We start from the raw sequence: 14,055 nt of genomic DNA on the forward strand, positions 1-14,055 counted from the left end.
CTAGTCTTTCGGGTTGTGCAAAAGCGCCTTGAGCGGGCGGAACGGCTGCAGCCAGGCGCCTTCCTCCGGCAGTTTGTCCAGGTGGACGCGCGGCAGCGGGTTTTGGAACACGCCCGGGATGTCTTCGAGGTCCACGAAGGTGACGTCGGGGGAGTTCACGGCCCAGGAGGCGTGTTCGTGGAAGCCGAGGACGGTGACGGGGATGTTGTCGTCGATAAGTTCTTGCAGGAGTTCTTGGAAGTTCTGCCCGTCTGCGGATGCGACGACAACGCCTTGGAGCACGCCTTCTTTACGACGACGCTCTATGTGGTCGATCATGTCACCGTCCACATCCGAGTCTTCCTCACTCTTCGGCTTGGCAAAGACGGCGAAACCGACGTTGCGCAGCGCTTCCACCCATGGGCGGATCGAGTCGGCGCCGGCGGGGGAGACGTTGGTGAACACGGTGGCTTCCGGCTCGACCTCGTAGCCGAGGTCTGCGGAGCGGTCTGCGGCGAGGTCGATGAGCCAGCGGCCGATGGCGTCGAAACGCGGACGGTGCGCTGCAGTCGGGCGACCACCCAGGATGGCGCCGAGGCCCATGTCAAGGTTCGGGGCGTCCCACACCAGCAGGTAGCTCTCCGGCCCGGCCGGTGCGCCCGGGGTGTAGGGGTGGGTCATTGCCTGCAGGTCCATTACTTCTTCTCCCACAGGTACTCGCGGATCACGTGATCCTTGTCCAAGCCCTTGCCTTCGAACTTGGTGATCACCTGGCGGTCCGTCAGCATCGGCGCCTCGTCCCACGGCCAGCCCTTGTACTCCAGCATCGGCTCCACGTTCACGAGTTCGTCGATCCACTCGGCGTAGTCGGCGTGGTCGGTGGCCACGTGCAGCACGCCGCCCGGCTTCAGGCGCGTGGCAATGAGGTTGAGCGTGCCGGACTGGATGATGCGGCGCTTGTGGTGGCGCGCCTTCGGCCACGGGTCCGGGAAGAAGATGCGCACGCCGTCGAGGGATTCCTCGCCGAACATGCGGGCCAGCACCTCCACGCCGTCGCCACGCACCATGCGAATGTTGTCGATGCCACCACGCACCACCGCGCCCAGCAACTTCGCCAACCCCGGCTTGTACAGCTCCACGGCAACCACGTTGGTGTCCGCCTCCAGCGGAGCCATCGCCGCGGTGGACGTGCCGGTGCCGGAGCCGATCTCCACGATGGTGGGGTGGCCAGAGCGGCCAAACCAGTCGTCGATATCAATGCGCTCGTCCGACCCCTCCGCCAGCACTTTGCCCAGGCGGGGCCAGTGCTCGTTGAACAGGGCCTCCTGGTTGTCGGTCAGCGTGCCGCGGCGAAAGGTCACGGAGCCCAGGCGCGGGTAGTCCAGGCCGGTTTCAAAATCAGTTTGCAAAGGGCGGCCAGCGGGCAACTCGCCCGTGCCCGACCGCGTGTTTTCAGAATTATTCATCGTGTTTATTGTCCATATGAACAGGTCAAACGCAAGTGTCCCGGCGAGGGGTGAGGGGCCGGGTTGCCACCCCCGTGTCGTCGATACGCATGCACCCCTGTCGGGGGTAGCGCGTTACCCCCGCCCAAAGTGTTATGAGTGCTCGGGCGTACTGGTTATATCCACTATGCTGTGGAAGTGCCCAAGGTTTGGCTTGAAGAACACACATTTCGATACTCTTGGGACAAAACGCAACGATTATTGGGGTTGCCGTGCGCCACGCACTGGCAATAACCAGTTACACAAGGAGTGCACATGACCGCCGAAGTCAAGCGCCTGGAGGGCCAAGCGCCCACCGACAACGAACACCTCATCGACTGGATTAACGAAGCCGTCGACCTGTTTGAGCCGGAGAAGGTGGTCTTCGCAGACGGCTCCGACGAGGAATGGAACCGCCTGGCCGACGAACTCGTCACCGCCGGCACGCTCATCAAACTCAATGAGGAAAAGCGCCCCAACTCCTACCTGGCGCGCTCCAACCCCTCCGACGTCGCCCGCGTCGAGTCCCGCACCTTCATCGCCACCGAAAACGAAGAAGATGCCGGCCCGACCAACAACTGGATGAAGCCCGAAGCGCTCAAGGAAGAAATGCTCGAGCACTTCGCCGGATCCATGCGTGGCCGCACCATGTACGTTGTCCCGTTCTGCATGGGCCCGATCTCCGACCCGGACCCGAAGCTCGGCGTGCAGCTCACCGACTCCGCTTACGTGGTTATGTCCATGCGCATCATGACCCGCATGGGCACCCAGGCGCTGGACAAGATCCAGGGTGACAACTTCGTCCACTGCCTCCACTCCGTTGGCGCCCCGCTCGAGCCGGGTCAGGAAGACGTGGCCTGGCCGTGCAACGACACTAAGTACATTTCCCAGTTCCCAGAGACCAAGGAAATCTGGTCCTACGGCTCCGGCTACGGCGGCAACGCCATCTTGGCCAAGAAGTGCTACGCCCTGCGCATCGCATCTGTGATGGGGAAGGAAGAGGGCTGGATGGCTGAGCACATGCTCATCCTGAAGCTCACCAACCCGGAGGGCAAGAAGTACCACGTTGCCGCTGCATTCCCGTCCGCTTGCGGCAAGACCAACCTGGCCATGCTCACCCCGACCCTGCCGGGCTGGGAGGCCGAGGTTGTTGGCGACGACATTGCGTGGATGAAGCTGCGCGAAGACGGCCTCTACGCCGTCAACCCGGAGAACGGTTTCTTCGGCGTCGCCCCTGGCACGAACTTCGCCTCCAACCCGATCGCCATGAAGAGCATGGAGCCGGGCAATGTGCTGTTCACCAACGTCGCTCTTACCGACGACGGCGACGTCTGGTGGGAAGGCATGGACGGCGAAAAGCCGGCGCACCTGATCGACTGGCGCGGCGAAGACTGGAACCCGGACTCCACCAGCAAGGCCGCCCACCCGAACTCCCGCTACTGCGTGGCCATCGAGCAGTGCCCGACCGCAGCGCCGGAGTTCGAGGACTGGCAGGGTGTGAAGATCGATGCCATCCTCTTCGGTGGCCGCCGCCCCGACACCGTCCCGCTGGTCACCCAGGCGCACGACTGGGAGCATGGCACCATGATCGGCGCGATGCTCTCCTCCGGCCAGACCGCAGCCTCTGTCGAGGCGAACGTCGGCTCCCTGCGCCACGACCCGATGGCGATGCTGCCGTTCATGGGCTACAACGTGGGCGACTACTTCCAGCACTGGCTCGACATGGGCAAGAAGGGCGGCGACCGCATGCCGTCGATCTTCCTGGTCAACTGGTTCCGCCGCGGCGAGGACGGCCGCTTCCTGTGGCCGGGCTTCGGCGAGAACTCTCGTGTGCTCAAGTGGGTCATCGACCGCATTGAGGGCAACGTCGAGGCCGAAGAGTCCGTCGTTGGCTACACCGCCCGCGCCGAGGACCTGGACCTCGAAGGCCTGGACACCCCGATCGAGGACATCCGCGAGGCACTCACCGCCGATCCGGAACTGTGGAAGGAAGACGTCGCGGATTCCCGCCGTTACCTCGAGAGCCTCGGCTCCCGCATCCCGCAGGAGATCTTCGACCAGTTGAAGAAGCTCGACGAGCGCATCCACGCCGCGCAGTAACCCCTTGCCCGCCCACGGGGTGATGCTGTAACATCGCCCGTGGAAAACTTCAGACAAGATCTGTTGTTAATTTTGCAGGATGCCCGCCGCAAGGCGGGCATTTTGTTATGCTCACGGCATGGTGGGTGAAATGCTTGGGGGATTGAGTGACGCTCGTGTTCGGTCATATCGCATGGTTATCGTGGGGGAGACTGGGAGAAGCGCGGACAGCATCTCTGATCGCTCAGTTCAATCCTTGTATCTGTGGCAAAGTGCAATTGCTTCGGCTTGGTATGAGGCGCTTTCGGTCTTCGAGCCTGTGCTGAGAAATCGTATTGACGCATCTTTAAGGTCGTGGAACCAAGCGCAAAGCAGTACTGAAGATTGGCTTGAGAACCCGGCTCGTCCACTTAGAAAAGTAGTGGAGCGCATGGCAACGGACGCACGGAATGCAGCGGAACGTAGCGCTCGGCGCAGACCTCGGAATCATCCCCGATTTAAGGCTCCGGTGACATTGGATGACAGGGTTTCGCAGCTCTCGTTTGGGAATCTAAGTGCTCTTTTCCCGTTGCATCCACCGGCTAATCGTGCGGATTTCGCGACAGGATTTTCAGCAAAAGAGAACCTTTGGATTCATGCACTGGTGGGTGGTTTCCCCGGGTTGACATCGAAGCTTGTTGAACGGCACCGTTCGAGCATTTCACCTCTAGTTCCCGCTCAAGTTGAGAATGGGTATGCGGTGGCGGTTGCTTTAGAACAGTTGCGTCGGCTCCGGAACCGTGTAAGTCATCAGGAACAGATTCTTAACGTTGACCACCAGGAACGGTTGGCAGACATGTATGCCTTGGTCCATGCAATGTCTCCCCAAACACTCGGTGTGATGAAGAAGATGGGTCGAATACAGCGCACTCTGCTGTTGAGGCCCCAGTATTAGCCGCGCAGGACGAGGACGAGGTTTGAGACGGCGAACTCGCGCAGCACCGGCACGCGGGTGACCCACCACGCCCACGCTGGGTGATAGCGGGGGAAGGCGGCGGCGAGGCGTCCGGTGGCTTCGGCCCATTCGAGGCCTTCGCGTGCGGAGACGGCGAAGAGTGTTTCGCCGAAGCGGTTCTTCGGTTCGTGCCCGTGCACTTTTGCGTATCGACGACGCGCGTACTCCCCGCCTACGTAGTGCTGCCACAGGCCTGTCTCGTGCCCGCCGAATGGCCCGAGCCACACCGTGTAGCTGAGCACCACAAGCCCGCCGGGTTTGGCTACGCGTAGCATTTCTTCGCCCATGGTCTGCCAGTTCGGGATGTGCTCGGCGACGTTGGAGGAGTACACGACGTCGAAGGTGTCGTCGGCAAATGGCAGCGCTGCGCCGTCGCCGCGTACGGAGCCAAACCCGGACAGGCCGGCGGCGGACATTTCGGAGACGCTGGGTTCGAGGCCGACGTAGAAGCAGTCCGCGAATTCTTCGGCGAAGTACCCGGGGCCCCCGCCGACGTCCAGGACGGATTGGTTGGTGATGGGAGGTAGGGAAAGGTCGTTGGCGAGGGCGTCGATAAGCATGCGCGTGTCGCGCGCCAGGGAGGAGTAGAACACGCGCGGGCGGAACTGCTCGTAGGGGAACGAGCGCAGCAGCCGCAGTGAGCGGCGGAGCGTGGCCATCCGGCGGGTGTGGTGCATTCGCGCAATGTTAGCACTGTAGCAACCGTGCTACGCTTCGGCGTATGGCACATCCGGAATCGGACGAATCGCTGGTGGAGCGCAGGATCTCCCAGCGCGAGCTGCGCAATGATTCGGCGAAGATCCTGCGTGAGGTGCGTGCAGGGCGCAGTTTCGTGGTGACGAACAACGGCGAGCCGGTCGGGCGCCTGATGCCTCTCGACGACCCGCAGCCACGCCTGGCCATTACCCGTCCGGCGACCCGGGTGGGTGGTTGGCTCGACCTTCCGGTACCGCAGGTGGAGGGCGAGTCGCTGGCGGATGCGCTCGACGATATGCGCGCGGACAGGTACTGACATGCGCAGGGTGTACGCCGACACGTCGGCGATGGGCTGTCTGCTCAAGTTGGAGCCGCACACGCACGCGATGCGGCTGTGGCTCGAGGCAGGCGAATACGAGGTGGTGTCGTCGGACTTGTTGGAGATTGAGCTGCGGCGCTTGGCGGTGCGCCTCGGCCGGCCGCAGGGGGAGGCCACGATGATCTTGCGGGGAATTTCGATCGCGGAACTTGGCCGAGGGACGCTGCGGGCTGCGAGTATGTTGCCGATGCCGTATTTGCGTACGTTGGATGCGATTCACTTACAGGCTGCGTTGGATTTGGAGGCGGATGCGGTGTTGACGTACGACGACAGGCTCGCCGAGGCCGCCCGTGAAGTTGGGCTCGAGGTCATTGCGCCGTGAAGGTGTTGTTGTTGTGTTGGCGCGACTCCACCCACCCGCAGGGCGGCGGTTCGGAGCGCTATCTCGAGCGTGTCGGGGAGTACTTGGCGGCCCAGGGCCACGAGGTGGTGTATCGGACGGCGAAGCATACGGATGCGCCGCGGCGGTCGCGCCGTAACGGGGTGCGCTACGAGCGTGCCGGCGGGAAGTTCAGCGTGTACCTGGCGGCGCCCTTTTCTATCTGGCGCAACCGGCCGGATGTGGTGGTGGATACGCAAAACGGCATTCCGTTTTTCGCCCGCTTGTTTACGCGCAGGCCGGTGGTGTTGCTGACGCATCATTGTCATAAGGAGCAGTGGCCGGTGGCGGGTCCGATCATTGGCCGGTTGGGGTGGTTTTTGGAGTCGAAGGTGGCGCCGCGGGTGTATCGGGGGGCGCGGTATGTGACGGTGTCGGAGGCGTCGAGAAGCGATTTGGTGGCGCTTGGCGTGCGCGGGGGTGACATTGAGATCGTGGAAAATGGCGTCGATCCGGTGCCTGCGCATGTGCCCACGCTTTACGACGACCACCGCACCCACCTGCTCACCCTCTCTCGGCTGGTGCCGCACAAGCGGATCGAGGAGGCGATCGACGCCGCGGCGCGCATCCCGGGCGCGGTGCTGGATGTGGTCGGTTCGGGCTGGTGGGAGGACGAGCTGCGGGCGTACGCGCAGGGGCGCGGCGACGTGGTGTTCCACGGGCATGTGTCTGAGCCGTACAAGCACGCGCTGCTGGAACGCGCGGATGTGCACCTGTTGCCGTCGCGGAAGGAAGGCTGGGGTATTGCAGTGATTGAGGCAGCGCAGCATGGGGTGCCCACGGTGGCGTACGCGTCGGCGGGCGGGGTGGCGGATTCGATTCGTGATGGCGAAACCGGCCGCCTCGTGCAATCGGGCGAAGATTTCGCCGAGGTTACCCGCGAAACACTTGAGCGCCGCGCCGAGCTGGCGGGCAATGCCAGGCGGTGGGCGCAGCGCTTTTCGTGGGAGGAGACCGGCCGCAGGTTCGCGGCGGTGCTCGCGAAGCTCGTTACACCTCGATGAGCTGCGTGGTCCAGTTCAGCTGCTGGATCTTGGTGTCCAGTTCGCGGTAGGCCTTGGAGGCGTTGTCGGCCATGTCGCGAAGCGCCTTGACGTCCACGGTGGGCACGAAGCGTACTTCGGAGCGCGAGTAGCGGGCGTTTGAAATCGTTGCAGCGTCGGCGACCGCGGCGTAGAGGCGGCGGGAGCGCAGGAGGGCGTCGCGGCGCGCGATGGCGTCGGTAAGCGTCGCGCCCTCGAAGGCGGTCTTCGCGTTGGTGTGGTTGATGCGGCGCACCAGCGTTTCGATCTCCTGCAGCAGCGCGGCGACTTCCTCGAGCATGTCCGCCGGGTCCTCCGGCGGGGTGTCGCCCTCCTGCATCAGCGCGCCCTGGACCAGGCGTTCCTGCAGTTTGTTCAGGCGGTCTTGCGCCTCGGCGCGGCGTGCGAGTGCTTCTGCGAGCAGCATGTGTGCCTCCTTGAAAGTTCTGTCCCCGTTCCCAACCCTCACGAAAGTGTCCGGGTCACCCCCAACGTCGCGGTAGTAAATCGTGCTCGGTGCAACCCTGTGGTGGGGGTTGTGCCCGTGTGCGTCGTGCAGGCCGCATGCGTTGTGCGTGTGAGCGGAATCGAACCGCTTCAGCCTTGATACGGCCACAAGGCGCCGGTGTGTGCTCCCTTTTCCCCGGGCGCGTGGGGTTGACGTTCGCTGGGTGCCGGTGTGCTTTCGCTACCGACAGTGTTAGGTGTCGAACATAGCAAAATGCCCAACCGCTGCAAAGGGGTTGGGCGTTGGGGTTTGCTGTGAGTTATGCGGCGGCCTGCGGGAAGAGGTCGCCGTCGCGGAGTCGGTCGCGCATTTCTGCTTCGACGAGGACAGGGATGAAGTCTTCGACGGTTGCGGTGCGCTTGTGTGCGCGGACGACGGCGTCGAAGGCGTCGTTGATCTCGAGTGCGTCGTACTGTCCGGCGAACTCGACGAGCAGGTCCTCGCGGATGTTACGCAGGGCGCGCTCGCGGATGATGCTGAAATCGATGTTGTTGTTGGCCACGGCTATACCTCCTTGATTCTGCGGTGCGTAACCTTTTGTTCATCTGGAGTTCACTTTAACCGCACAACATAATTCATGCAAGCTTTCAATCATGGGAGGTTCCAACTATCGGTTGCGGCGCAGCGTTGCTGGCACCGCGAGCCACAGTGCGAACAGTGCGATCCCCGCAGGTGGCAGCGGGTTCGCGGGCGCTTGCGTATCGACGACCCGCCCATCCGAACGCACCACCACCCCGATACCCATCTCGCGCAGCGCATCGGTGTCGTCGATGGCCGCTTGGGCGGCGACCCAGCGTGGTGATGGAGCGTCCACAACGACACCGTCGACGGTCAGCGCGCCGGATTCGACCACGTTCATGGCTTTGGGGGCGGGGTCGACGGTGGGGTGGTCGTCGATAAGCGTGAGCGTCGGGCGGGATTCAAAGAGGACGTCGCGGCCGTGGTGGTTGATGGCGGGGATCTCGACGGTGGTGGGGGTGAGTGCGGCGACGGCGACGGGCGCGTCGGGGACCTGCAGGAGCGCGAAGGTGAGACCGGCGAGGGCGCGGCGGGCGCTTAATGCGCCGGCGGCGGTGACCAGGGCGGGGATGGTGAGGATGAGCCACTTTTGGCTGTCGCGAAGCAGGCCGGCCCCGGGGACGTGCGCGACCACCGGGCCCAGCAGGCCCGCCCAGGACGCGAGCGCGATGCAGAAGCCGACCCCGGCGAGCACGAGTAGGCGGCGGGGCACCTCGCGCCAGGCCAGCGCGAGCAGCACGAACAGCGCGATGCCGAACAGGGCGAAGCCGGCCTCGCGGGAGGCGGGCACGGCGTGGGCGTTCCAGATCCCGCCAAGGCCCAGCATCGCGCCGAGGGTGCCAGTGTGCCCTTCGGCGCGCGGGGCGAACACCTCGGCGGACACGGCCGATGAGGTGCCGCCCGCCCCGGCGAAGATGCCTGCGACGACCCACGGCGCGCAGGTCAGCGCGGTGGTCAGAGGGCTGCGGGCCACGCACGCGGCGGCGATGGCGCCGGTCGGTGTCAGTGACGCCAGCCAGTGCGCAAGCCCGGACATCGGGTGCACCCCCAACGCCACCAGGGGCAGCAGCCAGGCCGCGGCGGCAAGCGACCACTGTCCCTGCAGCAGCCGTTCTACGACGAACGGGTTCCATACCGCCACCGTCATCGCCGCCGCCTGGCCCAGCGGGGTGCGGCCGAGTTTCCACCCCGCCCACGCGGCGGCCGCGGCCGCGGAAACCATAACCACGCGCAGGAACACCACCGGATACGGCAGGATGCCCAGCAACGCGTCTTGGGGGACGTTGCGGGCGGGCAGGTCACCCCACCCCAACGAGGCGCGGGTGAGTTCCATCGCGTCGAAGACCATCATGTCCCGCAGCGCGAACGCCTCGCCAGGGGCAAGAAACGGCCAGGTCAGCGCCAGAACCAGCAGGGCGCCATAGACCGGCGCCCACCACCTGCTAGCGGCGGCGCGCATAGGCCACCAGGCCAACGATGAACGCCGCGGCCGCGATGAACCGGGTCAGCACCGCCATGACTTGCAGGCCACGCAGCCAGGCCACGTCGCGGCGGGCGGCGTCGACAGCTGAGGTCTTGGTCTCCTCCGCAAGCACCCACTGCTCGGGCGGGCAGTCCCAGATCTCGTCGAGGATGCGGCCGGTGCGGCGTTCCGCGTCGACGGTGCGCACGCAATCGTTGGACAACGCAGCGGTGTACTTGTAGGTCTGCATGCCACGCACGTTGCCGGGACCTAAGTAATCCATGGGGACGTCTTGGCCGGAGGTGGTGTCGAACAGTGGGTAGGTGCGCCGTTCCGGCTGGTAGGGCAGCAGCGGGCCGAGCCCGGCGCGGCCTTTGGCGGGGAAGGCCGTGGAGGGGTCGATGAGAAAACTGTCCACGATCTCGCCGTCGATGGTTACCTCGGCCAGCATGGATTTGGGCTGTTTGGTGAGGGTGACGGTGCGGGAGCGGGCGTCGTCGAAAAGCATGGTGTACTCGCCGGGCTGCAGGGTGCGCTGCTGTGCAATCACGATGGGGGAGGCGATGTTGAGCGCGGCGCAGACGACAATGATGCCCAGGCAGATGGCTAATCGACGACGCAGGTTCACCCGCCTAACCCTACCGGGCGACTAGACTTTGCCCATCGTGAATCCAAGACCCGCTGTGTTGCCCGAGCTCGACGGCCTGCGCGCCGTGGCCGCGTACGGCATTGTGGCCACGCACGTTGCGTTTCAGACGGGGACCGGTTCGGCGGTGTTGGAGCGCTTCGACTACTTCGTGGCGGTGTTTTTCGCCCTCTCGGCGTTTTTGCTCGCGCGCGGCGGGATGCGCCCGGGCTACTACTCGCGGCGCGTTGCCCGCCTGGTGCCGGCGTACGTGGTGTGCGTGGCGGTGGTGCTGCTTGCGCTGCCGCCGCTCGCGGGGGTCAGCGCAACGCAGGTGGTGGCGAATGTGCTGTTGGTGCAGGTTTATGTGCCGCACGCGCTTATCGACGGCCTCACCCAAATGTGGTCGCTGTGCATCGAAGTCGCCTTCTACATCGTGCTGCCGCTGTACCTGCGGCTGGGCGCGCGGGGCCGGTACGTGGCGCTGTCGGTCGCGGTGGCACTCGGGTTCGTGTGGCCGTGGGCGGTCTCGGGCATTGCGGACCCGGCGGTGCTGAACCTGCAGATCTGGCCGCCGTCGTATGCGCTGTGGTTTGCGGTCGGGTTGGTGCTCGCCGAGGTAGAGCGCGCCGGGGTGCGCTACGCGGGTCCGCGTTGGCCGTTTGTGCTGCTGGCGCTGCCGGTGGCGTGGGTGGCGGGCGTGATCGGCCCGCGCGGCTTGGAGCACCCGAGCCCGCTGGAGTTCAACGTGCGGATAGTCCTCGGCGCGGTGTTCGCCGCCCTGCTGGTCGCACCCTTTGCGCTGGGGCAGAGGTTTGAGGGGACGGTGTTGTCGTCGAAAAGCATGCGCACACTCGGCCACTGGTCCTACTCGGTGTTTTTGTGGCACATGGCGGTGCTGTACTTCGTGTTCCCCATACTCGGCGTGCCCATGTTTTCGGGGCACTTCGTGCTGATCTTTACGACGACCACCCTGCTGAGCACCGCCGTCGCCTACATCTCTTACGAATCGGTGGAGGTACCCGGCGCGCGGCTGGTCAGGCAGGCCACGGCGAAGCAGGCGGCGAGGATGAGGAAGGTCGACGAGCCCGCGTAGTTCGCCGCCGGCCAGGGCGCACGTGCAAGCACGAGGCCGCACACGGTCATGGTGGCGGCGGCCAGGTGCGGCATCGGGATCACGGTGAAGCGGCGCACCAGCCACGCAAGCGCCACGGCGGCCGCGCCGGGCGGGGGTGCCACGGCGATGACGGCCAGGCCCGGCAGCCAGTTCCCGCCGGGCGGGGGCGTGAAGCGTTCGAAGCGGCGCCACGGCACCCACAGACATCGGGCGGTGACCAGCAGGCTGAGCACGGTGCCAGCGATGAGCGAGTACCGGTAGGCGCCGTCGCCGGTAAAGAACATCTCGAACTCGGCGGTGGGCGTGCTGGCGGCATCGGAGGGGACGCGGAAGGCTTGGGCGCCGGCGTCGATACGCATGGGCTCGAGCGGGACGCCGCCGAGGGTGGCGCGCAGGCCTTCGTTGAACGCGCGGGTGGTCAGGATCATGCGCTCGCCGGTGTGGTTGGGCAGCGGGGCGCGCGAGAGCATGACGGTTTCGGCGCGGGTGACAATCTCGTGCGTGCCGGCCTCGAGGAACACGCGGCCGGCGTGGCGCTCGCCGTCGATTGTCGCCGGATGAGAAAGCATCCATTCGCTGTCTACGGCGGTGGTGAAGCGGCGCTGGATGACATCGGTGTCGGGGAAGCGGCGCTGGAAGAAGTAGCGGTCGGCGGTGCCGGGGACCTCCACGATGCGACGGATGCCGGCGTCGAGTTCGCGGATGCCCACCGGTTCGGTCAGTTCCAGGCGGGTGGCGTCGCCGCGCGTGATGGTGCGTGGCTGGTCCTTGACCAGGGTGACGTTGCGGCATTCGCGGTTGCCGTTGCACAGCCGCACGGTGGTGTTCGCGGTGGTGGTGACCGTGACAGTGTCCTGCCGCGGCTCGAATTCGATCCACGCGTTGCGGTCGCCCGGCGCGGGCCACCAGGCGGTCTCGTCCAGGCCATCGAAGGCGGCGGTGATCGACTTCGCAGGGTCCGGGCCACCGAAAGCACCGGCGTCCGCGCGTGACGACGACACCCGCACCTGCCCATCCGCCACCACCCCGGTGCGGGTGCCTGCGGACGGGTAGTCCTTGACGCGGTTGCGCACGGTGGTGTCCTCCCACTCGTACTGCAGGGTGCCGGATTGCCCGTGGATCGTGCCGTAGTTGCGCACCGCCAGCGCCGGGGTATCCGTAACAATATCGGCGGGGGCGCTTGCGTCCCCGCTGGTCAGGCGCGCCGGGAAGTACCCGAGCTCCCGCCACAGCAGCGCGAGCACCTCACCGCCGCCGTCGACGGCAATCGGCGCGCGGTCGGTGTCCATGATGTCCGCGTGCGGGTCCAGCAGGAAGATATCCACCTCGCCGAAGCTCGCGTCCGGCTCGCCCAGGTTCGGCGTGACGGGCTGGCGCTCCAGGTCGCGGCGCACTACCACCGCACCCACGCCGATGGAGCGCAGCGCTTGCCTATCTGCGACCGCCACCTGCCCGTCCAGCCCACGAATCGCCTCCGGATCCACCAGCGGCACCGCATCCCTAAACGCAAAGCGCGTGCTGGTCAAGGCCTGGATCGGTTCGTCGCGTGTCCACCCCCAATGCTGGCGCGCAAAGGACGATGCCGGCACCACCAACGTGCGCGTGCCCGCGGCGTGCTCCTCCAACCACTCGCCTGCCGCCACCCAGTCCTCGGAGACCTCCGACCAGGTGCCCTCCGGCAGCAGGCGCAACGACCAGGCGGGCGCGAGCGCCACCGCAGCCGCCAACGCCACCCCAACCACCTGCGGGCGACGCACCGTTGATGCCACGAACCCCACCCCGAGCACCAGCGGCAGCCGGACGAGCGGGTCGAATTTGTGGAGGTTGCGCAAGGGGGCGAGGGTGTCGTCGTAAAGCGATGCAAGCATTGGCGAGGACCCCAACACCACAAACCCCACCACAAACACCGCAAGCAACGGCCCGCGCCACGGCATGTCGCGCCGCGCCAAGCCCGCCAGGCCGAACGCGGCGATCAGGCAGGTGGCGATGATGAACACCGGCTCCGCAACCAACAGGTGGCCGGCGACGCGCTCCGTGTCCACAAACGGAGTCCAACTGGTGGTGCCGCGCAGGATCTCCACCGGGTTGAGCCACGCGGTGGTCACACGCGCGGACTCGATGAAGTCTGTAAACGGCGGCGAATACATGCCCAGCACCAGAAGCGGGCCGATCCACCACGCCGACACCAACACCGCACCCAGCGTGAAGCGTGCGGCCTCACGGAAGCGGCGAAGCGCCACCAGCAGCACAAACGCCGGCAGGCACGCCGCAATGGTCGCCGTTGCGTTGACCGCACCCATGCACGCCACCGCCACCACCGCCGGCGCCACCCGCGGGCGACGCTGCACCAGCGGCACCAACGTCCACGGCACAAGCGCCACCGGCCAGGCCTCCGAAGAAATCGCCGTCAGCGTGGTCAAAATCCTTGGGCTCAACGCGTACAGCAACGCCGCGAGCACCGGCGGCCACGTGCCCCTGATCCCGATGCGCCGCGCCAGCACTAACGTGCCCGAATACGCCACACCCAGCAACAACGCCCACCACGCGCGCTGCGTCAACCAGTCCGGCAACCACCCAAACAGCCAGAAAAACGCACCCTGCGGAAACAGATACCCATACGCCTGGTTCTGCACCTGCCCCAGCGGAAACTCATCCGTATACGCGTGCGTCGCCCGTGCCAAAACCGCGCCGGGTTGGCAACGAGATCAAACTTGGTGTCGGCCGCAACCTGCCCCGGCGGCTGCGCCAGCGCAAGCAGGGTCAGGACCAGCCACCCAAGAACATGGGCGCTTCTCGACGACCCCACCCAGCC

13 protein-coding genes and 1 pseudogene are annotated in these 14,055 nt (G+C 65.7%); 6 read left to right on the forward strand and 8 right to left on the reverse strand.

Features of this window, described 5'->3' with window-relative positions; translation table 11 throughout:
- Positions 1–675 (reverse strand): NYN domain-containing protein, encoded by a 675-nt coding sequence (locus tag HMPREF2656_RS02065; protein ID WP_070815712.1) that lies wholly within the window; start codon positions 673–675, stop codon positions 1–3.
- Entirely contained in the window at positions 675–1,445 is a 771-nt protein-coding gene (gene trmB / locus HMPREF2656_RS02070; RefSeq protein WP_070771333.1) for a tRNA (guanosine(46)-N7)-methyltransferase TrmB, read from the reverse strand. The genes HMPREF2656_RS02065 and trmB overlap by 1 nt, the downstream gene beginning before the upstream one ends.
- Before the next feature lie 294 nt (positions 1,446–1,739).
- On the opposite strand from trmB, the gene HMPREF2656_RS02075 reads away from it, so the two are divergent.
- Positions 1,740–3,563 carry a phosphoenolpyruvate carboxykinase (GTP) gene (locus HMPREF2656_RS02075; RefSeq protein ID WP_070815713.1) on the forward strand — a complete coding sequence of 608 codons (1,824 nt, stop codon included), beginning with the start codon at positions 1,740–1,742 and terminating at the stop codon, positions 3,561–3,563.
- 118 nt (positions 3,564–3,681) lie between these two features.
- Complete coding sequence (locus HMPREF2656_RS13270) at positions 3,682–4,476, forward strand: Abi family protein (RefSeq protein WP_210400943.1); 795 nt, start codon at positions 3,682–3,684, stop codon at positions 4,474–4,476.
- On the opposite strand, the gene HMPREF2656_RS02085 is transcribed toward HMPREF2656_RS13270, so the two are convergent.
- Entirely contained in the window at positions 4,473–5,213 is a 741-nt protein-coding gene (locus tag HMPREF2656_RS02085) for a class I SAM-dependent methyltransferase (RefSeq protein ID WP_070815715.1), read from the reverse strand. The genes HMPREF2656_RS13270 and HMPREF2656_RS02085 overlap by 4 nt on opposite strands.
- A 44-nt stretch (positions 5,214–5,257) precedes the next feature.
- Here HMPREF2656_RS02085 and HMPREF2656_RS02090 point away from each other — a divergent pair, with 44 nt between their 5' ends.
- From HMPREF2656_RS02090 to HMPREF2656_RS02100, 3 genes are read left to right on the forward strand one after another with little or no spacing between them, the layout of a single operon-like run.
- A complete protein-coding gene (locus HMPREF2656_RS02090) occupies positions 5,258–5,548 on the forward strand; it encodes a type II toxin-antitoxin system Phd/YefM family antitoxin (RefSeq protein WP_070815716.1) in 291 nt (96 codons plus the stop codon).
- A gap of 1 nt (position 5,549) precedes the next feature.
- Positions 5,550–5,933: a type II toxin-antitoxin system VapC family toxin gene (locus HMPREF2656_RS02095; RefSeq protein ID WP_070815717.1), complete on the forward strand. Its 384-nt coding sequence runs from the start codon at positions 5,550–5,552 to the stop codon at positions 5,931–5,933.
- A complete protein-coding gene (locus HMPREF2656_RS02100) occupies positions 5,930–6,994 on the forward strand; it encodes a glycosyltransferase family 4 protein (RefSeq protein ID WP_070815718.1) in 1,065 nt (354 codons plus the stop codon). The genes HMPREF2656_RS02095 and HMPREF2656_RS02100 overlap by 4 nt, the downstream gene beginning before the upstream one ends.
- On the opposite strand, the gene HMPREF2656_RS02105 is transcribed toward HMPREF2656_RS02100, so the two are convergent.
- The 4 genes from HMPREF2656_RS02105 to HMPREF2656_RS02120 all read right to left on the reverse strand — a co-directional run bounded on the left by HMPREF2656_RS02105 (position 6,981) and on the right by HMPREF2656_RS02120 (position 10,129).
- Complete coding sequence (locus HMPREF2656_RS02105) at positions 6,981–7,439, reverse strand: DIP1984 family protein (RefSeq protein ID WP_070453223.1); 459 nt, start codon at positions 7,437–7,439, stop codon at positions 6,981–6,983. The two genes, HMPREF2656_RS02100 and HMPREF2656_RS02105, sit on opposite strands and share 14 nt — an antisense overlap.
- 340 nt (positions 7,440–7,779) lie before the next feature.
- Positions 7,780–8,022 (reverse strand): three-helix bundle dimerization domain-containing protein, encoded by a 243-nt coding sequence (locus HMPREF2656_RS02110; protein WP_246825075.1) that lies wholly within the window; start codon positions 8,020–8,022, stop codon positions 7,780–7,782.
- Between the two features lie 105 nt (positions 8,023–8,127).
- Positions 8,128–9,498 (reverse strand): MmpA family trehalose lipid delivery protein, encoded by a 1,371-nt coding sequence (locus HMPREF2656_RS02115; protein WP_070815720.1) that lies wholly within the window; start codon positions 9,496–9,498, stop codon positions 8,128–8,130.
- A complete protein-coding gene (locus HMPREF2656_RS02120) occupies positions 9,482–10,129 on the reverse strand; it encodes a porin PorA family protein (RefSeq protein ID WP_070815721.1) in 648 nt (215 codons plus the stop codon). The genes HMPREF2656_RS02115 and HMPREF2656_RS02120 overlap by 17 nt, the downstream gene beginning before the upstream one ends.
- Positions 10,130–10,166: 37 nt before the next feature.
- Here HMPREF2656_RS02120 and HMPREF2656_RS02125 point away from each other — a divergent pair, with 37 nt between their 5' ends.
- Positions 10,167–11,222 (forward strand): acyltransferase family protein, encoded by a 1,056-nt coding sequence (locus HMPREF2656_RS02125; protein ID WP_246825077.1) that lies wholly within the window; start codon positions 10,167–10,169, stop codon positions 11,220–11,222.
- On the opposite strand, the pseudogene HMPREF2656_RS02130 reads toward HMPREF2656_RS02125, so the two are convergent.
- Positions 11,129–14,049, reverse strand: a pseudogene (locus HMPREF2656_RS02130) (alpha-(1->3)-arabinofuranosyltransferase family protein). The gene HMPREF2656_RS02125 and the pseudogene HMPREF2656_RS02130 sit on opposite strands and share 94 nt — an antisense overlap.
- Between the last annotated feature and the right edge of the window lie 6 nt (positions 14,050–14,055).

The sequence above is a fragment of the Corynebacterium sp. HMSC034B08 genome (assembly GCF_001835805.1).
Taxonomy (GTDB): Bacteria; Actinomycetota; Actinomycetes; order Mycobacteriales; family Mycobacteriaceae; genus Corynebacterium; species Corynebacterium coyleae.

Excerpts from the sequence above, each read along its gene's own strand:
- HMPREF2656_RS02065 (WP_070815712.1), bottom strand. The coding sequence starts at position 675 with ATGGACCTGCAGGCAATGACCCACCCCTACACCCCGGGCGCACCGGCC.
- trmB (WP_070771333.1), bottom strand. The coding sequence starts at position 1,445 with ATGAATAATTCTGAAAACACGCGGTCGGGCACGGGCGAGTTGCCCGCT.
- HMPREF2656_RS02075 (WP_070815713.1), top strand. The coding sequence starts at position 1,740 with ATGACCGCCGAAGTCAAGCGCCTGGAGGGCCAAGCGCCCACCGACAAC.
- HMPREF2656_RS13270 (WP_210400943.1), top strand. The coding sequence starts at position 3,682 with ATGGTGGGTGAAATGCTTGGGGGATTGAGTGACGCTCGTGTTCGGTCA.
- HMPREF2656_RS02085 (WP_070815715.1), bottom strand. The coding sequence starts at position 5,213 with ATGCACCACACCCGCCGGATGGCCACGCTCCGCCGCTCACTGCGGCTG.
- HMPREF2656_RS02090 (WP_070815716.1), top strand. The coding sequence starts at position 5,258 with ATGGCACATCCGGAATCGGACGAATCGCTGGTGGAGCGCAGGATCTCC.
- HMPREF2656_RS02095 (WP_070815717.1), top strand. The coding sequence starts at position 5,550 with ATGCGCAGGGTGTACGCCGACACGTCGGCGATGGGCTGTCTGCTCAAG.
- HMPREF2656_RS02105 (WP_070453223.1), bottom strand. The coding sequence starts at position 7,439 with ATGCTGCTCGCAGAAGCACTCGCACGCCGCGCCGAGGCGCAAGACCGC.
- HMPREF2656_RS02115 (WP_070815720.1), bottom strand. The coding sequence starts at position 9,498 with ATGCGCGCCGCCGCTAGCAGGTGGTGGGCGCCGGTCTATGGCGCCCTG.